The sequence below is a fragment of the Paenibacillus sp. ALJ109b genome, from assembly GCF_010747435.1.
GTDB classification, from domain to species: Bacteria; Bacillota; Bacilli; order Paenibacillales; family Paenibacillaceae; genus Paenibacillus; species Paenibacillus taichungensis.
In genome coordinates, this window is the sequence record NZ_JAAIFP010000001.1 from 171,035 (window position 1) to 197,916 (window position 26,882).

Sequence of the window (26,882 nt, forward strand, 5' to 3'; positions counted from 1 at the left end):
CAAAAAAAGCGAGAGCAGTTCCTCGCTTTTTTTGTGTATCATTTTTTAAATGGAATGTTGTATGGCTTGTTGCTTGTTACACCCGTAACAGCTCTACCCATTTAGAATCCTCTTTTTCAAAATACGATTCACTTGCTCTGAGCTGGCCAGCATTAGGATAAGGAAAACAAGTACAACCAGCGGGAAAAAGCCGATATTGGTTTTTGCAGCGAGAACGCCAAAAAGCGGAGGAAGCAATGTAGTTCCTGTGTATGCCAGTGCCATTTGGTATCCCATCAATCGGGCAGAATTCGCTTTGCCGAATCGAGCTGGAGTTTCATGAAGAAGTCCGGGATAGATGGGTGCAAGCCCCAATCCAATTAGCATAAATCCAGCCAGTGCAAACGAAATGGATAATGGAAGCAATAAAATGACTCCACCCACAATGGCGGTCACTTGACCAGCCAGAATTAACACCCGATTTTTTATTTTTAACGTGATAAAGCCTGTAATCAACCTGCCAATCGTAATACCACCGTAGTATAAGGAGATCCATCCTGCAGCCGTTTCTGCCGAGATATTTCTTGCTCCTACCAGATAGCTGGCTCCCCATAAACCAACCGTCGTCTCGACGCCACAATAAAACAGAAATGCGATCAGTGAGTTTTTGACTCCCTTAATCTTCAATACATTCCGTTCGGGTCTGTTCTCTCTCTGTACTAACGTGTTGTCTGCTTGCACATGATCTGATTCGTTGTTCAGACTCGCACTCTCCCGACTTGCAGCAACACGCTTCCACAACGGCAACGTGGCAAACAAAATCAGGACGAGACAGCACTGGACCACGGCTACAGCTGTGTACCCGCTTCTCCAGGAATGATGTCCCGCAATGTAATACGACATAATGATAGGCCCTGTCGTCGCGCCCACACCCCAGAAACAGTGCAGCCAGTTCATATGGTGTGCCTTGTAGTGCTCTGCTACATAATTATTCAGCGCAGCATCAACGGCTCCAGCTCCAAGACCCAGAGGAATGGCAAGAATGACGAGCCACACCAATGAAGGTGCGAAGGAAAATCCAAGGAGTGCTCCGGCAGTCAGACAACAGCTAATTAACGTAACTTTGCCTGTTCCCCATTTTTGAATCACCGTGCCACTTGCCAAGCTTGAAACGATGGTTCCCGCTGCAACGACCATTGACAGGATTCCTGCTGACCCAAACGAAGCGCCAAGTTCTGGCCACATGACTGGCCATGCTGAACCAAGCAAAGAGTCCGGAATCCCCAAACTGATAAACGCAAGGTAGATAATGATAAGAAACCAAGTTGCCATAAATAGATCCCTTCCCTGCATATAAATTAAAAGTAAATGAAACACAATAATGCTAGTCAATTACTTTAATTATATACTTTATAAAGTTATTTTATTATATTGCGTCAAAAATTTTCCTTTGTCAATAGATCGTATCAGCCAAATTAAAACAGCCCCGATCTGGATGAGATACTCCAAATCAGTGGCTGTTTTTGGACATAAGAAAAAAGGCGGTTTATTGCCGCCTCCATCTTAATGTGTCTCCGCATACTGGGCCTGCTATTTTATAGATCATGCCCTTCAGGCAGCAGCATATCTTGAAAGATGAAATTGTACATCGTTATTCTACGGGTTTAAATGTTTACCACGTTCATCCCAGGCTTCCATATTAAGCTCACTGTTAATTGTTACAGCGGTTAATGCACCAAGGGACGCCGCAGTAATGGCCTGATACAACTCCGATGCTGCATCTCCAGCGCTGAACAGACCCGGTACGGTTGTTTTGCCGAAATCATCTACAACGACTGTACCCGCATCCGTAACCTCACAGCCTATCGTCTGCGGAAGTTCTGATCCAGCCGTTAGTTTCGGTCCAAAGAAAATCCCCGTGCACGAGATTTCGGTACCATCTTCTAACACCACTTGCTGCACCATACCATCGCTTGATTCAATAGATTGAATTGGAGAGTCCCATACCGGGACACCATGCTGCTTCAATTCCTCCCTCTGCTCATCCGTCAATTCATCAGGTCCATTCGTGCAAATGGTAAACTGGCTTGTCCAGCCCGAGATCGTCTTGGCCATATGAAATGCCTTGGCTCCATTCACAATGATGACAAGCCGTTGATCTCTTAATTCCCATCCATCGCAATAAGGGCAGACAAAAGCACTCTTACCATATACCTCTTTCAACCCGTTAATATCCAGTGGAAGGTCTTTTTTCCCGACTGCAAACAAAATTTTCTTCGTGCGATAGACTTCTCCTTGAACCGTTGTAACTTGAAAATCACCATCTGTTCCTGTCACTGAAGTCGCTGTGTCCCCTACAAAATGAACGGACGGATAAGCACTAATCTGTTCTTTCGCAACCTTCCGAAATTCACGTGGACTTGCGCCATCTCTCGTCAGGAAACCGTGTGTTTCACGCGTAACCCAATTACGTGGGCGTTCATCATCTATGACCACAACATGTTTACGAGCTCGTCCTAATACAAGTGCAGCATTAAGACCCGCTGGTCCTCCGCCTATAATTAATACATCCATCTTTTGATCCATATTTAACACCCTTTCCAGATATTCAATATCCTTTATTGTTGCAAAAAAAATCCTATACTGATTACATATTGCCGCTTACAGCTGTTCTCTAATAGAAACAATGCAAGACGAGATCACTTAATACTATTAAAGATCTCTTATATCTACAATAAACAAATAAAACTCATTATGCAAGAAAAATATTCTTTTCTAGTTATCCCTGCTATTCGACTTCAATGACCTGTATCACAGAAAATCATTTTTAACAATTAAAAAAAACCTTGTTTTTAAATTGTTCACAATCAAATGACATTATTTTAAATACTAAATCGTTAATTAATTCACATAGTGTATTGAATGCTATAATAAGACCACGAGATATATAAGTATAGATATAGGAAGTGAGTTCTTGAAAACATTGAATAAAGGGTCACGGCCCGAAATCAGCCTGGAGTATACTAGCTCGATTCCGAAAGTATTCTTTGATACGATCAAGATCGGAATCATTAAATCCAATCTGATCGCCATGTTTGCCGGTTTAAGTTTGGCTTTGTATGTATTTGATGCATCCATTTTAGCTAATATTGTACCCATTATCCTCTCTGTCATTGGGTCTTCCCTGATTATCGGAGCGGCCGGGGTGTTTAACAATTTGTATGATCGGGATATCGATGCGATCATGGAACGCACCAAAACACGTCCAACGGTAACTGGTCGTGTAGATACCAAAACAGGATTGATCCTCGGTATTGCCATTACGATTATCGGGGGCATCATGTTGTATATCGCTTCCCCTTCGGCAGCCGTATTCGGCATATTGGGACTGTTGTTGTACGTGTTCCCTTACACGATGTGGACCAAGCGGACAACGGTATACAATACGGAAGTAGGAAGCCTCTCAGGAGCTGTGCCTCCACTCATTGGTTGGGCAGCCATTTCACCAGAGCTGGGTCATTATGAAATCTGGGCTTTGGTTGTAACCATGCTGTTGTGGCAGATGCCTCACTTCTATGGCATTGCCATCCGGAGATTCGATGAATACAAAGCGGCTGGCGTTCCGATGCTTCCTGTAGTAAAAGGAATCAGACGGACATACATCCAGACAAATGTTTATCTGGTATTGTTGTTGTTCTCCAGCTTCTTGTTCTGGCCGCTGAGTCCGTTCATTGCCATTGTTGCGTTTCTGGTAAGTTTGGCTTGGCTTATTCTTAGTGTGGCAACTTTCGATAAGAAAGAAACCAAGAAATGGTCACATAAAATGTTTATTTTCTCCATTAACCACATCACGATTATCTTCCTGGTCATCATTGCGTATTCATTGATTGCACAGCTGATCAAATAAAGATTGACCAAATGAGCAATAATAAAAGCCGTACAGATCTTAACTCTTTCAAAAAGAGTTGTCTGTACGGCTTTTTTCATTTGTTATATATCGTTTATCTTTTCCTATCCCACTTTAACCGGTGTTTGCTCACCTTGCCAAAGCAGCTGCATCTCTTCATTAGTAGCAAGCAAATCTGATAAGCTGCCCTCGGCCTCAATTCGTCCATCCTTCATGACGATGATATGATCTGCCTTCGCCAGTGCTGCTCTGCGGTGAGATACCGCAATACATGTGACATCTGGCTCCTGGAATAAACCTTCCCAGACCTGTTGTTCGGTCTCCACATCCAGCGCACTGGACAGATCATCGAAGATGAACAGGTCTGCTTCCGTCATCAGCATGCGTCCGGTAGCTGCGCGCTGAATTTGACCTCCCGACAACATGACACCTCTTGGACCTACGGACGTTTCGAGTCCTTGATCCAGGTTTTGAATATCCTTATCCATAACAGCCAATCGAATGGCTTTTGCAAGTGCGACTTCCGTACGACCCTGTTTGCCCTGAACAATATTCTCTTTCAGCGTATCACTGAACAATCGAGGTACTTGCGGCGTATATGCTGCTCTAGGCGGCATCAGGAAGGTAGCGGGATCGACATCTTTGCCATTCCAGCGAATCGTACCCTCCTGTTTGGGCAGCAGTCCCAGAAGTGTGCGGACCAGAGTCGACTTGCCAGAACCGATCCGTCCAGTGATGACCAGAAATTGTCCCCGCTTCACACGGAAGCTGATATCCTCTATTCCATTTGCAGAATGAGGATATTGGTACGCCAGATTGCTGATCTCTAGCTCTTTTAGCTTCTCTTTGGGATCTCTCTGTTCATTAGGTAGCTCAGGCGGATCTTCATTCAGATACGTCTCTCTGAAATCCATGATCCGGTCTTCCTCCCCAGGACGAAACAAGGTTCGCATACGGTCAAAAGATACTTTGAGCCGTTTATGCTGGAATACCATATAACCAAACAATGAAATGCTAAAACCAATATTGGCAAGATAACTGGTGAACAAGGCAAAATTACCTACGGTGAAATTGCCGGATTTCATCTCGGCTGCACACATCAGGAGAATGAGACCTGTACAGATACTGAGCACATGCTGATTAAGTGATCTCATCCACTGTTTGAACAGATTATCCCGGAGTGCGGCTTGACGACGTTCTTCATTGAGTTTGTTAAAGCGAGTAGAGACATGCTCTTCTGCCTGCCCAAGTTTCAGTGCCTGCACAGCCCCAAAGGTTTCAGCAATGAAACTGGTGATCCTTCCTGTCGACTCACGATTAACCTGAGCATATCGACGAGCCCGATTACCTGACAAGTTATTCAGCAACGTTACGACTACCAGTGGCAAGACAGCTACCAAAGTGATTTTCCAATTAATGTTCGCCATGATGACGATGGATACAATAGCAAACACGAGCCTTCCCCAGAAATCCACCCACGATTCCACATACTCAACCACTTCATCCACATCATCCCGAAAGCGGCTCATTGCCTCCCCCGGTGAAGCCGGCAGATTACGTCCTGGCCAGCGCATAATCCCAGCGAGCATATTGGTACGTAGAATGGCCTGAATATGGTAGATATACGTGATCCAAGCATAGAATGCGGCAAAAAACGTCCCTACTCTTGTCGCTCTAATCAAAGCAATGAAGATCAGCGGAGCTGCCAGCCACATATAATCACTGGAACCCGCCGTTGCCCGGTCAAAGAACCACTGCATCCCGATCCCTATTGCCAGCGGCAAAGAATGAAATATGCACCATAACAATCCGTTGATCAAAAATAGAAAAGGCCTGAATCGAAATAAACGGCCTATAAATCCTGTTACATTCACGCCAATTCCTCCTCTCGCCCTGTAATCAGCAATCTGGCATAATGTGAAGCCGGATCGCTGGCGAGTGCTTCTCTGGCTCCGAATTCCAGTACCTTGCCATCACCCAGTACCATAATCTGATCAACCTTTTCCAAAGTAGCCAAGCGATGTGCAATAATAATTCCCGTACATTGCTTCATCAACTGATCAATGGCAGACTGAAGCATGCTCTCTGTAGCAGCATCCAGCCGTGAGGAAGGCTCATCGAGAATAACCAGGCTAGGTTCAGTCAGGAATACTCGCGTCAGCGCAAACAATTGAGCTTCCCCTGCGGATAATGAAGAGCCGCCTGCCTTCAGATGAGTGTCCAACCCTGCGGGCTGTGATTCAATCCAATGGCTTAATCCAAGTCGGTCCGTTGTCTCCTTAATAATCTGATCCGAGACATCCTGGTTGAACAGTGTTAAATTGTCTCTCAACGTACCGTCGAACAGCTGTACATCCTGCGTAACCATACCAACCCTGCGGTAAAGTGCAGGTAAGGTAAGCTCTGTAATATCTTTGCCACCCACACGAATTGTTCCGCTATCCAGATTGTACAAGCGCAGAAGCACCCGACTGAGACTTGATTTTCCGCTACCAGTACGACCGATAATGCCAAGTCGTTCGCCAGGTTTAATGGCAAAGTTAATGTTCTGTAATACGGGTTTATCCTCGTTATAACTGAAGTTCACCTGTTTGAATTCCAGACCAAGCGGCCCTTCTGGCAGCTGATCTTCTCTTCCGTTTTCGATCTCGCTGCGTAAAGACAACAGTTCTCTTGATCGAAGCATACCTGATTTCGCCTTCTGAAACTCTTGAACCTGATCGCCCAACATCTCAATCGGATCATTAAGCATCTGTGTATATTGATATATCAGAAACAGGGTTCCGATGCTGATGATGCCTTGCATGTAGTAATGAACACCGAGCAGAAGTACTGCCGTGACTGCAAGTGCGAACAGAATCACCGTCGTATTCCATGGAATCACCCGAAGCAGCCAGGCTTTCCTTCCTTTTTGAAATACAACACGCATCGTACGATAAAAGCGATTCATCACATACGGGACATGCCCGTTCGCTTGAACATCTTCAATTCCTGCGATACGCTCTTCAATTAATCCAAACAAGGATGCACTCGCTTCCCGCTCATTTTTGGAAGAGTTTACTCCCAGATTCCGAATGAATACCATAAACAGAATCGATAATAATGTAAACACTGTCATGACGATCGCAATCGGTACATTTACGGTGAACATAAATCCGAGAATTCCGGCAAGCAAGACAAAGCTCCCCACCACCTGCACAATGAACATCGCGAAGAAGTTGGAGATACTCGTCACATCACCATCCACCCGTTCGATCATCTCTCCCGGTGTCTTCACATTATGAAACCGCATATCCAGACGCAGACAATGCTTCAGAAGATCTCCCCGTAACCGGTTCGTTGCTCGCCAGGCCACATCATTCCCCAGATAACTGACGGCTACTGTAATCAATTGATTGACGACGGCAACAATCAGAAACAATCCGGCAAGCTGGATCAGGTTAGAAAGGATTCCCCCACTTGCCGCTGTATCAATGAATCGTTTGATAATCTGTGGATTCAGGAGCTGCAGCCCTGTTGACGTTAGCAACATCACCATAAGTATGGCCAATCGGCCTTTGACTGGTTTTAGATATTGCAGCAGCCAGGACATGGAGCGTTTCTCTGTTTTGGGCATAGCCCCTCACCCCTTCATATAACATTTCTATTTCATTTTGGTGATTCAAAGCATTAGGCTCCCTCACTAAGATGAATCATACATAATAACAATAAATGCAACATTTCCAACCCGTGGATGATGCTTACCAAGTGTGTTTACCATTTAACATTCTCCCAATCCCTCTGGCATTCTTCCCGAAACCTTTGCACCCATTGTTCAGAAATCTCGTCTGCAATCGGGTCAAAGAAAGGGGGCGATACGGTTACACCGTCAGTTTGAACATCCAAAAACTCTAGCACTTTCATGACGGTCCCTTCGTAATCCTGTATAAAATCCTCATAAACAATCGTCAACGGCACAATACCTGACTCAGACAGGAAATCTTCAATTGCTGCTTCACACATATTACTCTCCACAAGCAGATGTTTAATCGCATCAAAGTTATATTGATCTGCCATATCTTGTAACTGAGGACTGTCTCCGTGCTTGCGGTGCCATTCACCTGAGACAATTGCTCTCCACCATGACACAGCCAATCTGACTTTGTTGCGACGCGTCATGTAAATATGCTTGGTGCAATTAGGGAAGCCCGTACTCCATACCTCAGCCCGCGATAACGCTGTTGGCAGACTATAGAGACTGCGGAATGCGTCAATCCATCGTTGTTCAAAATTAATTTTGATTCCGAATACTCCGTTCGATGTTGTTCCCTGATCCCAGATCTGCTCCAGATCTTCACGCTTTAATGTGTCTGGGCTCTTATGCTGATAATGCAGCCACTCGCTCGGATATCCTGCGACACCCGTAGAACTTAAGGCTTCACCCAGCAGAGTACTGCCGGTTCGTTGGGAAAACCAAATGGTATAACTTTGAGTAGGTTGTTTCATATGCTGCCTCTCTTTCTCCCCTAAGGGGTAGTTTCATACCAAAAAGCACTGCAAAATCTCCCTTCCATGTGCAACAAATTGGGTGGAATGCATGCAAAAAAGCCATAGATGAACTAATGTTCATCTACAGCTTGTAACAATAAGAGAACCATATGAAATAAGAAGCGTTTCCGGATTTCTCCTCTGCACGCAATAATGATGAGCGTCCACGACAGGGGTGCACAAACATGACTGTCCAAACGCCAACACAAAAAAACATTGGTTAAGTCACTTGCTCATGCGTATTCAGTTATCGATTCAGAATGCGCCCTGTCTGGAACATGTTCATCTTAACCACCCGTCACACATATTTGTTGTTTATTGTATTCGCTCCACCGTAATCCGTCAAGATAATATTAACTCAATTGTTATTTCCTTCATGCCACTGAACATCATATGCTGCTACTTCAACGATCATAACCCAGATAGGGAATTTCTCTGAGATCAAACATTAACTGATTCACTTTCCATACACCATTAGTGTAAACAAGTTCAATATTTCGATCATTTACATAATGAGAATCTCCCGTTAATGTATTTCCGATTACGAACGATTGGGATAACAGCGCTGTTGTACTGCTTGTATAATACACGGTGGTCTCTGGAGCATCATACAGCATCCAATCACTTACTAGATCCTGCCTCTTGAGAATAAATTGGATTAAATCTTCTGTGAAATAAGGCTTGAAATACGTACTGACCTGCTTAATCTGAGACAAGCCTGAAATTTCATTCAATTTCTCTGACAAAACATTTAACCGTCCCTTTGTTATTTTCAAAGAATCAGGTATTTGAATGGTCTCCTCTTGCATACTTACTATCATGTTTTGTTTATTCAAGTGGATGGTTGCCTGTTTAGTTTGTGGATTCCACTCTAGCTTGGCTCCTAACGTTTGGCTGACAAATCGCAGCGGAACATATGCTGTATTTCCAATTATTTCAACAGGAGAATCCATTCTGATGATCTGTTCATTCACTCTCGCATTTTTAAAGTTAACTACAAGCCAAATTTCTTTTTCATCCGTTTTAATTCGAATGCTCTTTCCTTCCTTATACCACGTTACATCTGCCCCCAAGTTGCTGGACACAACCCTCAAAGGAATTAGTACTCGGTTATTGGACAACACGCCAGTCCCAATCTCTAGCGTGGCATTCTCAGCTAAACTCCGCGTTGAAAACGCGGCAAACATAACACACGCCAGCAATGTTAAAGCGAAATTTTTAAATATCATTTGGAACCCCCATGAGGAAATGTTTAACTAATTAAACGCTGATTTCTCAATGAAAGTTACCTTTCTCCAAAAAAAGTTAAAATAGCTAATGCTTATATGCCCTTTAACTGGCATCGCTTAAGCTAGGCACTCACTTGTATTGGTGTTGTTTCCCTCTCCCTGATGACAAGGCGTTTGTTCGCTACCATTAGAAAAGGCAGGCCGAGTGCTGTCGTCAGTGCCAGCGGTACAAAGATGAACAGACCATTGCCCACTCCAAATTGGGTTAATAACAGCCCTCCCAGAATCGGTGCCATGACGTTGCCCAAGTTATTGAATCCAATCGTGCCAAAGTAGGTTCCTTTCCATTCCGGTTTGGCAATACGGTCAATCAGCATATCCATCATGGTGAACATGAGTACTTCCCCAATTGTGAACACAATGACGCTGATCAACAGCAGCATAATGCCTTCAGCTATGCCAAACAGGAGCAGACTTGTAGCGACTAGCAGGTTTCCAAGGATGAGGGGCACAACCGGTGGGAATTTGCTGGCCACCCGCACGATCGGGTATTGTACCACAAGTACAGTCAATGCATTAAGTGAAAGCATATAGGAATACACTTGACTTCCATGTTCAAAAAGTGGATTCTGCGCCACATACTGTGCCAGGGTCGAGCCAAAATGTCCGTAACCGAGTACGCAAAAAGTAGTCCCGATAAGTACCGGCAAAAATACGCGGTCGCGGCCGGTAGTAGCCAAGGCATCTCGTAAACGAGGCGCAGTGACCTGAACGTGTTCCGGTAGGGTTGCACGCTGTGATTGAAATTGAAGGAACAAGACCAGGCCGTAAACAATATATACCATCCCGGAGATCATAAATGGAAACGTCGATTTGGCTGATCCAAGCTGAAGTCCGATAATGGGTCCGAACACGACACCCAGATTAATGGCGGCATATCTGAGGTTGAAGACAAGCAGTTTATTTTGCGGTGGAGTAATATCCGATAGAAGTGCACGTGACGTGGGCTCAAACACGGCACGGCATAATCCGTTTAACGTATTGGCCACAAAAAATACCCACAGATGCTCTGCTGCTGAAAAGATAAAAAAAACGCATGCCCAGCCAAATACGGAAACCAGCATGACGATTTTGCGGCCGATTCGGTCTGAAATATAACCTCCGTAAAAGCTGACCATAACACCTGCTAGGGAACTGACCGCAACGGTAACTCCAGTTTGAGTAGGTGTGGCTCCTAGCACCTGAGTCAGATAAATAGATAAAAACGGGATGCTCATGGACGTAACGAGACGTCCAAACATGGTTCCAATAATGATTGTCCATGCTAAAGGGTGAATTTGCCGTAAATGTTGCTTCATGAGTATGGTTCTCCTGTTCTAGTTGTTTCTGTCTCAAAAGGGCTGTCTTTCCCTGTCTCTTTATGTATAATTGTATCGATCAAAGGGAGAAATAAAAGTGTAAGAAAATGATGGCACATTTCACCTTTTATGAAGGAGCACTTAAACATGGATACCACAACGACCCATTATGTACATCTTGCAACAGCAAAAGAACTTTCACTTAAACTTCATGAATCGGTTCCGGTAACCATTGACAGCCTTTCCGCTGCCCTATGCTGCACCCCACGCAACGTGAAGTTTATTCTGCGCAAGCTGGAGGAACAAGGCTTTATTCACTGGCAGCCCGGGCGAGGCCGGGGACATCATTCTGAAATGACGTTGCTGCGCAGTGTGAATGAGGCGCTTGAAGAGAGCTTTTTGGAGCTCATAGGCAGAGGCAAAATGAAGGAAGCGATCGAGTTGATCGGCACCACAGAGAAGAACGAGTCTCTCCGGGAGCGGCTGCTGATTTCGTTAAATAAACAGATGGGATTCCACAGTCATGCTGAAACGGCCTCCGGTCAGGATGTGCTGCGCATGATGAGATCACGCAGACTTACAGGGCTGGACCCCGCTTATGTTTACACCGCTTTTGAAACCTATCTGCTGGGTCAGGTTTGCAGTACTCTGATCACCTATGATGTCAAAACCGAAACCTTCCTTCCAGAATTGGCACATATGTGGGAGTCCAGTGAGGATCATAAGATGTGGACTTTCTATCTGCGTAAAGGAGTGCGGTTCCACCATGGCCGGGCGATGACCTCCCGGGACGTTAAAGCAACCTTGCAGCGAATTCAGGATCTGGACAGCCCAATGAGCTGGCACTATCGGGATGTCGAGCGTGTCGAAGCTGATGGAGATTACTGCATCCGCTTTTATTTAAGTCGTCCCAATCGCTTCTTCCTGCACTTGTTCAGCTGTATTCCCATGACGATTCTTCCTTATGATGTAGATGTATCCAAAAAACTGATCGGTACCGGACCCTTTCAGATCATTGAAATGAATGAAGATGTTTTGGTGCTTAGTGCCTTCGATGGGTATTATGGCATCCGTCCGCATCTTGACCAGGTGGATATTTGGTTTGTACCAGAGCTGGGCCCTAATGAACATCATTATGAATTACCAAGAACTGACCGAATGAAGCTGAATACAAGCAACAATGAAACGACCCTTGTCAATTATCCAGCACTGGGTTGCCGATATATTTTATTTAATTTCCACAAAGCAGGGATCCATCACCAATTGGAATTTCGACAAGCACTTAGACTTGTTTATGATCCAGTTCGTTTAGTAAAAGAGCTTGGCGGAAACCGAATTACACCAGCGAACAGCTTTCTTCCCTGGAAAAGCGCGGTAACAACATGGCATGAAACTTCGCTTGTGGATGCCAAGAAGCTGCTGATGCGAAGTGGTTACGAGGGAGAGCCTATCATTCTGTCATACCCGGTGAATAAAGGTTTAAAAGAAGCCAATTGGTTACAACAGCGCGGAAAAGAGATTGGTTTGAACATTGAGCTTCATCTCTCTGCTCACTATCCCCATCCTGATAAATACAAGGATGCTACATTGATGATGGCTGAGGAAATTTTGGAGGATGACTGGCAATTTGGTATGATTAATTACTTCAAAAACAAATCCAATCATTTGCACGCTTACCTAACGCCTGCTGTACAGTTCATCCTGGACCAGAAATTAGACCATTTCGCCCAGCTGGATAACGAGAAACGATCGGTACTGCTGGATGAAGCAGAGGGATTGCTGCGAGATAACTGTTGGATTTTACACGGTTGTCACATGAACAAAAAAGCCCAGCTGGACCAAAGTATCTTCGGCATGCAAACGGCTGAGTTTGGGTTCATGGATATCTCCAAACTATGGATCAAAAATCAGTAGTGAGGTTTGGTTCTCACCCCAAAAATCCCCCTAAAGAATTTTTAGGGAGATTCTCCTTAGTTCACTGCATGGTTATGGCCTCGGTTTAAATGCATCCCGATACTCTTCCAGGAATGCATCGAGCGAGCGAGGCTCTCTGCCGAGCAAGCGTTGAACGGTATCTGTCGGCTTCTCAGACACAACGGTAGACATCGTCTGGATTTCCACAACGTGGTCTGCGAGCCAAGAAGGCATCTGTCCATGTTCGATCAGATCAGTTCGCAACGCCTCAGGTTTGAGGTTAACGAACTCGATCGGTCGATTGAGCACGATGGACAATTTATCTGCAATCTGTGGATAGGTGAACGTTTCGGAACCCGTCAACGTATATATGCTGTTAACCGACTTGAACCGTGTCATTACTTTTGCGGCAGCATCTGCGATATCCCGGCTATCGATGAAGTTGCACGGTGAATCTCCAATACAGCCGAAGAACATATTCTGGGTTGTTATGGTTGATGCGAGACGCAGCAAATTTTGCATGAATGCATAAGGTCGCAATATTGTATACGTAATTCCGGATGTCACGAGTGCTTGCTCGATATCGGCATGCCATTTTGCTATAGCTACAGGTGAACGTTCCTCATAAGCTGGACTGGATATTTTGACGATATGCTTCACTCCCTCTTGCGCAGCTATGTGAATAATGGATGTCTCTAATTCCGCTTGTCTTGGATTGTTGGATAACGCAAGGAATAGTTGGCTGGCACCGGCCAAAGCTCTGCGCATCGATTCAGGATCATTCGCATCGGCAGTACAAAGTTCAACACCGGACAATGCCAAGTCCACGATTTGTTGACGAAGCTGATCCGGCTCTCTGCTTATTGCCCGAACGGGAGCGCCGTCCTCTATCAAACGTCTCAAAAGTGCATTTCCAATCATACCTGTTGCTCCAATAATAGTAATCATGTTCCCATATCTCCTTCTCAAATGTATCCATTTATTTTGTAAAGGAAGCTCTCCAACGCCATGTCATGATTGTGCAGGCTAATGCACCGGACAGGGGAAAATCGAACCCGACATGATCCAGCCAAATCCATGAAAGATTCGGGTTTACAATATGCAGCATGTTGGAAATCCCCCACGAGGCCATAAGGCCAAGCATTGCGCCTGCAAGTGCAAAGCAACCCACGACAATCACACGGGGCGCTTTCGTCACCCAGCGTCTACAGCTTCCACGATTACGCAGCCAGAGTCCAATAACTAAAGCCATCAGCAGGGACGCCCCTCCAATCGTTGTTAGGGCTCGTAACTGAAGCACTTTATCGGCGGTAACGATTCCCCCGATGCTTGCCATAATGGCAGGCGATAAGTAAGCTGGAATTAATTCCCGCCATAACACAAACGGTTTTTGGCGAGGCTTTGCTGATCGAACAGCATAACTTTCCTCTGATCGAATGGGGTCTTTTTGGTTCAACATATCACTACTCCTTTCATTTGAAATTAAACTCTATGTTACACTATGTAATTAGGTGCCTAACTATATCGCGATGAAAATGGGCTAGCTGATCTAGCCCGTTTCACCTTTCTTGTTATGCTCCTAGGATTTGGGTTCAGAGAGGTCGATTGACTCATCTGTAAGTGCCGAGATGCCTTGGGTTACGCGCCCCAGCAGATCGAGAAACACACTCCGTTCCTCAATTGTAAGCAAGCCGACCATCGCTTCCAATCTGGCAAAATGCTCCGAAGCCATATCCGTCAGCTTTTTGGCGCCTTTGGCTGTCAAGATGACTGACTTCTGACGGCCATCGACTGAACTCGTCCGACGAGCGACCAGTCCATCGCGTTCGAGAATCTCAATTAGACCAGTTACGGTTGCACGAGTAACGCCCAGATTTTCCGCGAGTTGAGAGGGCAGCTCTTCACCATCGTTATCCTCTAGATCTGCTAACAGACGATAACGACCTGTCGATAAACCAAATCTGGCGAAGTGAATTTCCGCAGCATGCCCAAGCTTGGCTCCCGCTACCATCAGCCTGGATGCTACAAGCACGGCTTGTGCATCCACATCTAATTGATAGCGATCGACTTGTCGCTTCGTTTGTACTAACGAGGGGATGAGATACATGTCATTTGTTTCTTTATTATGGTTGCTCATAGATATAATATGGCGCCTAACTATATATTTGTCAACTTTTATTCACCACTTTCTATCCACTCCGATTTCCGTCTAACGTTAAAGAGCCGTTGACTTATCACAAGGATAAGTCAACGGCTCTTTTGTCCAACAAAAGAGAATCCGTTCATACACATAAAGAAATCTTAAACCATGGGCATGTCTGCAATGGTACATACTATATATTCTCCATTGTCATGTTCGTTTGCAAATCATAAACGATCTGTATGTTTCTTGATTTTGTAAAACTCCTCCATCACTTGCATAATGGATTCACTTTTTATCGGTTTGCTTACATATGCATCCATTCCAGCCCTCAGACATTTGTCCATATCCCCTCTAACCGCGTTCGCAGTAACTGCCACAATATATGGACAAGCGTCTGGTGTCAGGGCTTCCTTAATCGCTTGGGTTGCTTCAAATCCATTCAGTCGAGGCATGTGTACATCCATAAAAACAATATCGTACCTATTTCGTTTAACAGCGTCCACCGCTTCAATACCGTTCTCCACGTAGTCCACGAGGTGTCCTTTTTTCTCAATCATTCGGCGCAAGACAAGCTGGTTCACTTCATTGTCTTCTGCGATCAGAATTCGCAACAGATCCGTCTTATGCTTTTTATGTTGAAGATCGTATTTGTTGATTTCCTCTATGTTACTGGTTTTAAACGAAACTGTAAAAACAAATGTTGTCCCGGGATCATTGGACTCTTCGATCCAGATATCTCCCTCCATGAGCTCTATAAGCTTCTTACTGATCGCCAGCCCAAGACCCGTACCTTGGGGCTTGCGAGTCATGAAGTTCTCCAATTGGTAGAAGGCTTCAAATAGATGCCCTCTCTTCTCAGCCGGGATTCCAATCCCCGTATCTTTCACTTTGAATTGAAATTGAACATCATTATATTCTTGTCCAATAACCTTCACTTCGATCTCAACACTGCCTTCCAAGGTGAACTTCACAGCATTGCCGATGATGTTGGTCAGAACCTGTTTTAGACGGTAAGCATCCCCAAACAAGGGAACAGGAATTGCTTCATCCAGGCTTAAACGAAGATCCAACTGTTTCTCCCGAATCATTGGTGTTACGATATTAACCGTCTCTGTAACAATCTCCTTAAGATCAAAGGGCTCATCCACCAGATCGGTCTTACCCGACTCTATTTTGGAAAAGTCGAGAATATCATTGATAATCGCAAGTAGTGAATCCCCGCTCTTTTGGATGATTTCAATATATTCCTTTTGTTCTCCGCTAAGTCCAGGCGTATCTAGAAGCAAATCCGTCATCCCAATCACGCCGTTCATGGGTGTACGGATCTCATGGCTCATCATCGCCAAAAACTCACTTTTGGCCTTATTCATTCGTTCAGCAGTCTCTTTGGCTACAAGAAGCTTTTTCTGTTCCGTAATATCCTTGGCAATCAGGTAGAACCCTACGTTTTTCTCATTAATAATGATAGGCGCAAGTGTTGCCAAAACTTCTGTCTCAGAACCATTTACGTGCTGAATGGCATTGATTTCTTTTTCAGCCATCTCATATTGGCTATTGAGAATAAGTCCGAGATGATACGGTCCTATAAATCGACATATACTTGTTCCAATCATTTCCGCAACGGGGCATCCAGTCATCTTCATAGCTACCGGGTTGGCATTTATGATATTGCCGTCCATATCAAAAGAAATGATGGCATCATGATTGTATTTTTTGAGTGAAGTATAACGTTCCACCGATTCCTGAAGTTTGAATTCGACGAGTTTACGCTCTGTAATATCCTGCAAAGTCCCGTTTAACTGGATCGGTTGTTGATCTTCATCAAAGGTAATTAATCCTCGCAGATGAAGATATTTTTCTTTACCATCAGAGCCCAGATGTCGATATTCAAAATCAAGCGGTTGACCCGTTTTCACCCATTCAATACATGCCTTCAATCGCTGCCCTTCTGTCGGCTCCATGAATGAATAGATATCGCTGGCCTTATACAGCTTGTTTCGATCTAAGCCAAAAATCTCGAATATCTGATCAGACAAGGAAACATGGCCACTCAGCATGTTCCACTCCCAACTGCCGATCATGGCTATCCGTTCAGCTTCTGCACTAATTTCCTCATGTTTCTTTCTCTCCGATATATCCCGACCAATGGCAAGAATTTGTTGTTCCTGCCCAGGGTCTCCGATAACCTTATAGGTGGTTTCAAACCAAAGACTATGTCCATCTTTATGATGAACCTGCATATTCAACATATGACCTGTGCTCAAATCGATCTGCGAGACACGTTCCAGGTCCTGCGGGTGAAAAATGGCGGTATTGTTATTGCCCACCACTTCTTCTGGCGAATAACCAAGCAGATTATAAATGGAAGGAGAACAATAGCGACAAATACCGTCAAAAGTTGCTAAATAGATGATTTCCTGTGCATTATCGGAAATAAGTTTGAACATTTCTTCTGTTTGAAGCAGCTTTAGTTCGGTTGTTTTATGATCCGTAATATCTACAACGTGGCAGATGAAATACAACGGTTCACCGCTGACCTCATTTCGAGCCAATGATACATGCATTGATATCCATAAAATATCTCCATTTTTCTGAATATAACGCTTTTCGTACCTGTACTCTTGCGATTTACCTTCACACAGTTCGCGTTCGTACATCAGATCCTGTGCAAAATCATCGTGATGGGTGATCTCCTGGTAATGAAGTTGGATTAATTCTTGAGCTGTATAACCCAGCATACTGCAAAAAGCAGGATTCACTTTCATCCACTGTCCTGTTGGAGCAACAAGTGCAATCCCAATAGGTGCTTGATTATAAATCTGCTCAAACAATTCGTGATGATTGACCTTTTGAACCTGCATCTTAAGCTCTCCTTTTGGTGTAAAAAACACAATATTTGCTTAATACCCGATTTTTCAATTGTTGAAACATCTTATTTTCTAAACGTTTGTGTCAATAAAACAAAACAAGGCCTGGATTCTATTTGTATTGGAATCCAGGCAACTTTGTTTGATTTCATATAAACCAAACTGAACATTGGGAATGGGATTAGTCAGGGAAGATTTTAACGCTCCCGTCCAATGATGTAATCCAACAGATGTCTCAAAAAAGAAATCGGCTTTGGCATTTCGTTCAGTGCATCGGTTGCGAGACAATAGTGCTCCCACATCTCTTTCTTCGCGCCATCTTCGCCCAGAATGGATACAAAGGTTGAGCTGTTGTTCCGCGCATCCTGTCCTGCCGGTTTACCAAGTACCTGATGATCCCCTTCCAGATCCAGCAGGTCATCCTTAATTTGAAAGGCGATACCTGCATGATACGCAAACTTCTTTAAGGATGCAATCTCCGCTTCCTTCACTTGAGCCAGAATGGCTGGCATCACAAGTGCAGCCTCGAAAGCTATACCTGTTTTGTAGAAACAGATCATGTTCAATTGTTCAAGGGTCAGCATTTTTCCTTTAGCATTCAGATCCATCGCCTGCCCCATACACATATCCTCTGCTTTTTCAGCGGAATATTGAATCAGGGTAAGCACGGTTGCTGCATCAAACTGATTGAGAGAAGATTGCTCGCCAATGGCCTTTTGGATGAGAAATAATCCTGTCAATTCCGCTGTTGCGCTGTTATGCACTTGATGTAAGGTGGAACGGCCTCGGCGGGTCGAAGCATTATCCTGGGTCGGCAGATCATCAAAGATCAGTGAAGCGGTATGCATGTATTCCAGTGATCTAAGAAGAGGAATGATAGACGATTCATGCAGTCCATATTCACGTACACCCATCACCCAGGTCAGGATCGGCCTTAGCCGTTTTCCATCTCCTTGTAGACTATAATTCGCTGCATCAATAAGCGTGCCTTTCATCTCTGGAAGTCCACCCGGCTTGGATATCTGTAATTCAATATTGATCTGTTCACGAACCGTGCGAATCGTATCCAGAAAATCCTGTTTTTCACGCTTGTCATTCTGCAATTGGAGGATGACCTGATCCCGCAGCAATTTATCCAGGAAATCCACATCATCGGCTTTTCGCACCATTTGCTGAATGAGGCGATTGAATTCAGGTTGTCCGGAGGCAAAGATGTTCATCACTTCGTTGTATTGTTCTTGACCCAAACGTTCTCTACAACGCTTTAAACCATTAATAGCCCGATCCAATATGACCTCCCGGGTCTTCGCATCCGAATGGTACACCTCATGAATCAGATAAGAGATAACCGCCCAGTATAGCTCATAAGGATTGATCAGATCAGGCCGCAGGTCACGATACTTCAGATAGTAGGTATACGGAGTCACTGCCCCATCCTCCATATCGTCAAACATATCAGCGAAATCGTCCGCGAGCTGATTATATATGCCATAGTAGAATGTGCGCAGATCAAAACCTTCATTCGCAGATGCACTGAGCACGGAGCGAACAATGAGTCTGGAGGATGAGGATTTAATAATAATCGGAATATAAAGTTCTTCATTGGAATAATTCGCGTTGGACAGTTTCTTGGCACGGTCTATTTCCTGAGACTGAAAGAATACATAGGATTGCTCGAAAAACGTACGCTGCGTCTCAGGGCGCTGGTAGTTCTTAATATACTCGAACGCATCACGCAGCTCGGAGTGAACATATTGAATGACCTGGAGATTGGCTCCCTTCCATTCGCCAATATCCGGTACGATCCCGGTCAGAAGCGCATTCCGAATCAAGAGAGAATACTGCTCCTTCTCTTGTGCAGTCAACGCCTGCGAATCCAGCAGGTCATCAATAAATGGATAGGTCAGTCCGTAAGAATAACCAAGCCGAATCGCAGCGTCCAACCTATCGGAACGTTCTGCCTGGGGAGTCTCATCATTCATATCATCGTTCACATGCAGAACAACACCAAGAATGATCTTGAGCAGTTTGCGCTGTGCCTGTTCTGCGTCCAGTTCTTTGGGGATATTGGAAGCGACATTTTTTAATTTGCTGATGACCCAGATAACAGCTTTTTCCACGTTCTCCTTCTGAGCCCAACGATACAAGGCGGCCAGACTGATATAATCCGGGCTTTTCTGGCGGTGGGTTGTATTAGAACGCATAAAATACGCTTTGGTATCCTGAGCAACACGCTGAATGCGTGCTTGGGTGTCCGAGGAATCCAGTGCTTTGCCCAGATCTCGCATATAAATGTAAGAAATACTGCGATCCAGGTAATCATCCAGTTTGCCTGTAACATTCAGCCAATGGATATATCTATGAGCATCCCGGGAATCCGGTTTTCTTTGACTTGGTGATAAAAAGGATAACCACGAAAAAGGTTGAATATGTTTCTTTTGCCATAAGTGAATATCTTGCATAAGCGCAGTGGTATACGTGTTATTCAGAAGTTGTTCATGAAGAGAAGTAAAATACTGAGCGGCCTTCTGCTCAGCCAGCTGATATCCTGCATCAGCCTGATCTGTAAGTACGTTATTCATAGGATGGATACCTCAACTTCTCATAATGTTAAACATGTATCCATGAAAGGAGTTTGAGGGTGCTTCATGGACGAAAACTGATGTGAATTCATGCAACAACAAATTCGCCAGCTCATGTTCATAACCTTTATACGGCATTCCATCCGTTTGGTTACGAAATCGTCATGGACGCTTCAATCCTATGTGGTTTTACAAAATCGAAGACCATACCTTCAATGCTGTAATGGCGATAAGAACCATCAGTCCATACCGAAGCAGTCTCACATTAATCATTGAACTCACTTTGGAACCGAGTGAAGCACCAAGCAGACTCCCGATAACCGTATATATGATGGGCTCCAGCGGAATGTCTCCACCCATAATCTTTCCCACCACCCCACCAATGGCGGAGATGAACACGATCGCAAGCGAAGAAGCAATGGTCGTCCGGGTAGGGATCTTAAGCACGGTGAGCATGATCGGAATCAATATAAAAGCACCGCCCGCACCGACAATTCCCGAGACGATCCCCACGGCAAGAGCCGATCCTGCCGCAACATATGTGTTGAATGTCAGCTCTCCAGCCGAGCTTTCTGTTCCCTTACCGGGAATCAGCATAAGTACAATCGCGATAATGGCCAGAATGCCATAGATCAGATTGATGACTTCTCCATTCAAATGACCGGATATGAAGCCGCCAATCAGACTGCCGACAAGAATACTGGAGCCCATATAAGCCACCAGACCTTTATGAATAAGAGCTTCGCTCTTTTCCCCTTTCCTTGTTCTCCTAATGTAGGCAATCACACCAGCGAGTGAGGCAAAAAACACCTGAAACATGCTGATCGACGACACCTCATGTGCTGAGAACGGTTCCAGCCCAATGAGAGAAGGTACATACAACAACAGCGGGTAATTAATTATGGCTCCACCAATACCTAACAAACCGGAGAAGAAGGAACCGACCAGACCCAGTATAAACATGATGACAAAAAGCAGAGTATCCATCGGTTTTTCTTCCTTTCTTGCGGTGTAAAAAAGATGCGAAAAACAGTATACGCAGTTAAAATAATCGGCTATAATAAAAACCAAGTAAATTAATCCGAAATGAGTGATTAAGCATGTTTAACGTGTTGAAGACTCTTTTTGAAAATAAATGCCCGCTATGCAACGAAAAATTACAAGTTCACAGTGATGCGTTATGTGCTACAAAAACATGCTCCCAATGTCACTACAAAGAAGAGAGCTATGGCTCTCTTGGTGTGCGTATTGTCTATGACACCACAAAATGATAAAAGACGCATGCCTGCTTATTGTATCATGATCTCTGAATAACCGGGGTGACTATATAGAATTATTTTCATAATATATACTCTTCTTATATGGGATACAAAAAAACGGTGCAGAACGATTTATTCGTTCTGCACCGTTTTTCCTTTTATTTTTCGGATACGGACTGGGAATCCTACAGCTCAAATCTTATTTTGTTTTGAAGCTAAGGAATCCATCATCTACTGCAACCGTTGTACCATTCACTGCACTTGCAGCGTCACTGAACAAGAAGGTAACCACACTCGCAACTTTCTCCGGTTGAATGAGCTCTCCCCGCATATGTTGCGTGGCAAGTGCATCCTTCATCGCTTTGTCATCACCCAGAATCGGTGTCTCAATGAAGCCTGGCGCTACACCAACCACACGAATGCCATGCTCGGCAAGTTCCAAGGCACCGGATTTGGACATCATTACGACAGCCGCCTTGGCTGCATTGTAGTTAAAGCTTCCCATCGCAGCAATACTGCCATAAATCGAAGCTGTATTTACAATGGTACCCTGTACATTCAGTTCAACCATTTTTTTGGCGCCATAATACATCCCGTAATAGACACTGTGCTGGTCAACATCGATTACTCTGTGATAGGATTCCGGGTCCATCTCCAGAAATGGCTTCACGAGTCCAATGCCCGCATTGTTAAAAATACCGCTCAATGTTCCGTATTTCTCTACGGTCCAGTCGATCAGAGCTTTGATCTCTTCTCCTTTGGAAACGTCCACTTTGTATGCCCCGGCTGTGCCGCCACCTGCTTCAATCTCCGATGCAAGCTTTTTGGCACCCTCTTCGTTATAGTCTGCTATGACAATCGTTGCACCCAGATCCGAAAGCTGAAGCGCTGTTTCTTTACCAATACCACTCGCTCCGCCGGTGATAATGATTACTTTTCCATTTTGTTCAGACATAACGTAGGTCTCCTTTGATAAGAACATATTGTCATATCGAGCACACAAATCCATTACATAGTCTTGCTAGTGTGAAGCAAAATATTCATCAGACTCGGAAGCAGGGTCGAATTTTTCCTTACTCATAAACCACGCAGCCAACAGAGCAATAACGGCTGGAATGATGGCCCAGGCAAACGTATGAACGATGGATGAGGACAATGCTTCTGTAATCTTATCCAACATTGACGCCGGAATATTGGCACGTGTGTCCGGTTTTAGGACTAAGCTGGGATCACTCAGATTCACACCACCGCCCTGCTCACTACCATTACTATTTCCAAAGAAGGAGACCAATTTACTCGTAAATACGTGACTTTGTATGATACCAAATACCGTGATTCCCAACGTCATACCGAGTTCCCTATTGAAGTTAAGTGTTGAGCTGGCCGAACCGCGCTGTCTTGCTGAGAAACCGTGAATGGCTGCATTGCTCAATACAGAGAACGAAGACCCAATGCCCAGACCAACCAGAATCATGAAAATGGTCACCATAAATCGGGAGGAATCCGTCGTTAACGTTGTCAGCAAGGCGATACCAATGACCAGCAGCGCAAGTGTGGGTAACATGATGGAGCGGTATCTGAGCTTGGTAAGCATGGCTCCTCCACCAGCAGCTGTTACAACCGATCCAAGCATCATCGGCAGAAGAACAAGACCGGAATTGGTAGCCGATCCACCAAGTACTCCCTGAATATAAATGGGGATATAGATGGAAGCTGTAATAAAGGCTGCACCGCTAAATATGGCCATCAGATTGCTGGTGGAATACAGCCGGTTTTTGAACATGCTAAATGTAATAATCGGTTCTGCCACTCGGCGCTCTATGAACACAAATGCAGTCATCAGCACGGCGAACGCAGCAAACAAACCTACGATCATGCTGGAATTCCAAGCGTATTCCTTGCCTCCAAGTTCAAGTGCAAACATGAGGCACACGATGGAAGCTACCAGTGTGAATGCGCCAAAATAGTCGATTTTCTGTTTGGAATGCTCTACGGATTCTTTATAGAAGAATGCAATCATGACAAAGGCAATCAGGCCCAGTGGCAGGTTGATATAGAAAATCCAGGACCAATGAATGTAATCGGTAAGATAGGCTCCGAGAAGGGGTCCGAAAATACTGGATAAACCAAAGACTGCACCAAATAGCCCCCCCACTTTACCCCGTTTGTCTGCGGGAACGACATCAAACATAATGGTAAATGCGATCGGCATCAACGCACCGCCGCCGATTCCCTGAATCGCACGATAAATACTGAGCTGAATGATGGAATCCGCCGTCCCGCACAATGCAGAACCAATCATAAATACAATGATTCCAAAAATGAAAAATCGCTTGCGGCCATACATATCCGATAGTTTACCGAAGATAGGCATACCCGCCATCTCTGCAACCATATAGGCAGAGGTGACCCACATTAATTTATCAAATCCGCCAAGATCACCTACGATGGTACCAATCGCAGTGGCAACGATGGTGTTATCCATCGAAGCCATGAGAATGGCAAGCAGCAAGCCTGCAAGAATAACGCCTAATTTATTGCTTTTTACCATGATTATTTTTCCCCTTATCCATTCTGATTAAAGCCCCTCGGCTAATATACGCTTCAAAAATTGTCCTGTATGGGAGGCTCTGAACTCCGCCACCTGCTCCGGCGTACCTTCGGCTACCAGCTCGCCACCCGCTGCACCACCTTCCGGACCAATGTCAATAACCCAATCGGATTCCCGAATCAATTCCAAACTGTGCTCTACAACGACAACGGTATTCCCCGACTCAACGAGCTTCTCCAGTAAAATATGGAGTTGCTTGATGTCTGACGGATGAAGGCCGGTTGTTGGCTCATCCAACAGATAGAGCGTGTGTTTTTTGGTCTTTTTACTCAGCTCTTTTGCCAGCCTGATCCGTTGGCCCTCACCGCCTGACAATGTTTTGACGGATTGACCCCATTGGAGGTAACCCAGTCCAACTTCACACAACATCTCTACGAGATCGGCGATTTTGGTCTGACTTTTCAGGACAGGCAGACTTTCGGCCACTGACATATTCAGTACATCGGATATCGAGAAGCCTTCGTATTGAACCTGTAACACCTCATCCACGAACCGTCTGCCCTTGCAGTCATGACAAGTTACCTCCAGATCAGGCAGGAAGTTCATGTCTACAGACAATACCCCCAGACCTTGACAGGTTTCACAGCGCCCTCCGGGTGTATTGAACGAGAAGTGCTTCGCAGTTAGCTTTCGTGCCTTGGCATCTGGCAAACCAGCGAACAGCTGACGCAGGTGCGTAAATACATCGGTGTAGGTGGCAACATTCGACCGTTGCATTCTGCCCATCGGCGTTTGGTCAAAAATAACGATATCACCTACGTGCTCCAAGCCTGTTATCTCTTCACAACCTGTTGGTTTCTGACCTGACTCCAGACCCTGTGCGAGGATATCAAATACAAGCGTAGATTTGCCGGACCCCGAAACACCCGTTACGGAGATCAGTGTGCCTAATGGAAAAGATACAACCGGAATATCGATATTGCGCAAATGCGCTTTCCGAATGGCAAGATGCTTCCCCGTACCTGTTCTTCGGTTATTAGAAGGACTAGCCACAGATTCATTTCTCAGATAAGCTCCCGTAACCGAAAGCTCACTTGCCATTAAATCCTCCAGACTCCCTTCACCAACTACCATCCCTCCATTGACTCCAGCACCAGGTCCAATGTCGATCACATGATCGGCAGCACGCATCATCTCAATATCGTGTTCAATGACGAGGATCGTATTGCCCAGATCACGAAGCTCCAGAAGTACACGAATCAGGCCAATGGTATCTTTCGGATGAAGCCCTGTTGTCGGTTCGTCAAGAATATACAATACGCCCGTTAAACCAGAGCCCAGAAGCGATGCAAGTCGTAATCGCTGGGCTTCACCACCAGATAAAGTTACGGTCTGACGATCCATGGAGAGATAGCCAAGTCCAACATCCATAATGCGCTTCAATTTGGTGGGCAGATCATGAAGGATTGGATCAAGCAAGTGATGTGCCTCGGATGAGATCACTTCTTGTAGTCCTACTGTCCATTCCAGCACTTTACTGAATGACCAGTTGGTGACGTCGGAGATGGATTCGCCAGCTACGCTTACCGAAAGAATTTCTTTTTTCAAACGAGCCCCCTGACATTCAGGACACTGCTGTTGATGAAAAAAACGTCCGTCTTTTTCCGTTCCACCACCTTCTCCTTCCTTTTCCTTATAGCGTCGCCACAATCCGGGGATCACACCTTCGAACTTGGTTCCCTGGATGGGTTTGATATTAGGGTAATGCTGCTTGAATTCTTCGCTATCGACGCCGTAGTACAGCAAATCACGCTCGATTTCACCAAGGTCCTTCAAGGGACGATCCGGATCGAATCCGAATCCAAAATGCTTTCCAGCTGCAACCAGAATTCGGATCTGGATATCCCGATGCACACCATTTAACGAAGCTACACCTCCATCCCGCACACTAAGCTCAGGATTGAATACAGCCGCTTCGTTGATTGATGCCACATGACCCAGTCCACTACATACTTCACAAGCACCCTCCGGTTTATTGAACGAAAAGTGTGACATACCCAGCTTCTCCAGCTCGGCATTGCAATGTGGACAATGTATAGTCTGATGACCCATGTATTCGTCTTCCTCAGTTAGATGACCAGCCGCTTCCCACGATGGCGAAATAGTGCATTTACAGGATGGACATATACGCTCTCCTAGTCTGGAAAAAATGAAACGAACGTAAGTGTAAATGTCTGTTACTGTTCCTACCGTTGAGCGAGGATTCCGGTTAGTAATGTGCTGTCCTACGCTGATGGATGGAGAAAGACCTGTGATCGACTCCACTTTTGGTTTGCTGATCGAATCCGATGTTAATCCCATCGATTCCATGTATTGTCTCTGGCATTCTCGCTGAAGGGTATCCATTGCCAGCGTGGATTTGCCGGAGCCGGACGGACCCGTTAGAACAATCAATTTATACTTCGGAATCGAAAGTGAAATATTCTTCAGGTTGTTCTCCCGTGCACCTTTAATCATCATTGTATCTCTCAAAATCGATCGTCCCCTTTGCAAATAAGTACAGAGT

The 26,882-nt window shown here is 45.0% G+C and carries 18 protein-coding genes; 2 read left to right on the plus strand and 16 right to left on the minus strand.

Annotated features, from left to right (window positions below; all coding sequences use genetic code 11):
* Nucleotides 1–93: 93 nt before the first annotated feature.
* On the minus strand, nucleotides 94–1,311 hold the full coding sequence (locus G3352_RS00700) for an MFS transporter (protein ID WP_163753021.1): 1,218 nt from the start codon (nucleotides 1,309–1,311) through the stop codon (nucleotides 94–96).
* Between the two features lie 324 nt (nucleotides 1,312–1,635).
* The gene (locus tag G3352_RS00705; protein WP_163753022.1) at nucleotides 1,636–2,565 is read right to left on the minus strand and encodes an NAD(P)/FAD-dependent oxidoreductase; all 930 of its coding nucleotides are present in this window, start codon (nucleotides 2,563–2,565) and stop codon (nucleotides 1,636–1,638) included.
* A gap of 397 nt (nucleotides 2,566–2,962) precedes the next feature.
* Between G3352_RS00705 and cyoE the strand changes: the two genes are divergently transcribed.
* Complete coding sequence (gene cyoE / locus G3352_RS00710; RefSeq protein ID WP_371121420.1) at nucleotides 2,963–3,886, plus strand: heme o synthase; 924 nt, start codon at nucleotides 2,963–2,965, stop codon at nucleotides 3,884–3,886.
* A 104-nt stretch (nucleotides 3,887–3,990) separates the two neighbouring features.
* On the opposite strand, the gene G3352_RS00715 is transcribed toward cyoE, so the two are convergent.
* The 5 genes from G3352_RS00715 to G3352_RS00735 form a co-directional block, all read right to left on the minus strand.
* Nucleotides 3,991–5,760, minus strand: coding sequence for an ABC transporter transmembrane domain-containing protein (locus G3352_RS00715; RefSeq protein ID WP_163753023.1), 1,770 nt, complete (start codon nucleotides 5,758–5,760; stop codon nucleotides 3,991–3,993).
* Nucleotides 5,757–7,502, minus strand: coding sequence for an ABC transporter ATP-binding protein (locus G3352_RS00720; protein ID WP_163753024.1), 1,746 nt, complete (start codon nucleotides 7,500–7,502; stop codon nucleotides 5,757–5,759). The genes G3352_RS00715 and G3352_RS00720 overlap by 4 nt, the downstream gene beginning before the upstream one ends.
* Before the next feature lie 137 nt (nucleotides 7,503–7,639).
* Nucleotides 7,640–8,371: a Stf0 family sulfotransferase gene (locus G3352_RS00725; protein ID WP_163753025.1), complete on the minus strand. Its 732-nt coding sequence runs from the start codon at nucleotides 8,369–8,371 to the stop codon at nucleotides 7,640–7,642.
* Nucleotides 8,372–8,817: 446 nt separating this feature from the next.
* On the minus strand, nucleotides 8,818–9,642 hold the full coding sequence (locus G3352_RS00730; RefSeq protein ID WP_163753026.1) for a stalk domain-containing protein: 825 nt from the start codon (nucleotides 9,640–9,642) through the stop codon (nucleotides 8,818–8,820).
* A gap of 122 nt (nucleotides 9,643–9,764) precedes the next feature.
* On the minus strand, nucleotides 9,765–11,000 hold the full coding sequence (locus tag G3352_RS00735; RefSeq protein WP_163753027.1) for an MDR family MFS transporter: 1,236 nt from the start codon (nucleotides 10,998–11,000) through the stop codon (nucleotides 9,765–9,767).
* Nucleotides 11,001–11,147: 147 nt separating this feature from the next.
* On the opposite strand from G3352_RS00735, the gene G3352_RS00740 reads away from it, so the two are divergent.
* Nucleotides 11,148–12,914, plus strand: coding sequence for an ABC transporter substrate-binding protein (locus G3352_RS00740; RefSeq protein ID WP_163753028.1), 1,767 nt, complete (start codon nucleotides 11,148–11,150; stop codon nucleotides 12,912–12,914).
* A gap of 72 nt (nucleotides 12,915–12,986) precedes the next feature.
* Here G3352_RS00740 and G3352_RS00745 read toward each other — a convergent pair whose 3' ends face one another.
* The 9 genes from G3352_RS00745 to uvrA form a co-directional block, all read right to left on the minus strand.
* Nucleotides 12,987–13,862 carry an SDR family oxidoreductase gene (locus G3352_RS00745; protein WP_163753029.1) on the minus strand — a complete coding sequence of 292 codons (876 nt, stop codon included), beginning with the start codon at nucleotides 13,860–13,862 and terminating at the stop codon, nucleotides 12,987–12,989.
* A gap of 31 nt (nucleotides 13,863–13,893) precedes the next feature.
* The gene (locus G3352_RS00750; protein WP_163753030.1) at nucleotides 13,894–14,373 is read right to left on the minus strand and encodes a hypothetical protein; all 480 of its coding nucleotides are present in this window, start codon (nucleotides 14,371–14,373) and stop codon (nucleotides 13,894–13,896) included.
* Nucleotides 14,374–14,493: 120 nt separating this feature from the next.
* On the minus strand, nucleotides 14,494–15,051 hold the full coding sequence (locus G3352_RS00755; protein ID WP_064638732.1) for a MarR family winged helix-turn-helix transcriptional regulator: 558 nt from the start codon (nucleotides 15,049–15,051) through the stop codon (nucleotides 14,494–14,496).
* Nucleotides 15,052–15,281: 230 nt separating this feature from the next.
* Complete coding sequence (locus tag G3352_RS00760; protein ID WP_163753031.1) at nucleotides 15,282–17,918, minus strand: PAS domain S-box protein; 2,637 nt, start codon at nucleotides 17,916–17,918, stop codon at nucleotides 15,282–15,284.
* A 203-nt stretch (nucleotides 17,919–18,121) separates the two neighbouring features.
* A complete protein-coding gene (locus G3352_RS00765) occupies nucleotides 18,122–20,506 on the minus strand; it encodes a polyprenyl synthetase family protein (protein WP_163753032.1) in 2,385 nt (794 codons plus the stop codon).
* Nucleotides 20,507–20,695: 189 nt separating this feature from the next.
* On the minus strand, nucleotides 20,696–21,493 hold the full coding sequence (locus tag G3352_RS00770; protein ID WP_163753033.1) for a sulfite exporter TauE/SafE family protein: 798 nt from the start codon (nucleotides 21,491–21,493) through the stop codon (nucleotides 20,696–20,698).
* A gap of 471 nt (nucleotides 21,494–21,964) precedes the next feature.
* Nucleotides 21,965–22,720 carry an SDR family NAD(P)-dependent oxidoreductase gene (locus tag G3352_RS00775; RefSeq protein WP_163753034.1) on the minus strand — a complete coding sequence of 252 codons (756 nt, stop codon included), beginning with the start codon at nucleotides 22,718–22,720 and terminating at the stop codon, nucleotides 21,965–21,967.
* 66 nt (nucleotides 22,721–22,786) lie between these two features.
* Nucleotides 22,787–24,316 carry an MDR family MFS transporter gene (locus tag G3352_RS00780; protein ID WP_163753035.1) on the minus strand — a complete coding sequence of 510 codons (1,530 nt, stop codon included), beginning with the start codon at nucleotides 24,314–24,316 and terminating at the stop codon, nucleotides 22,787–22,789.
* 27 nt (nucleotides 24,317–24,343) lie between these two features.
* The gene (gene uvrA / locus G3352_RS00785) at nucleotides 24,344–26,848 is read right to left on the minus strand and encodes an excinuclease ABC subunit UvrA (RefSeq protein WP_163753036.1); all 2,505 of its coding nucleotides are present in this window, start codon (nucleotides 26,846–26,848) and stop codon (nucleotides 24,344–24,346) included.
* Nucleotides 26,849–26,882 lie beyond the last annotated feature (34 nt).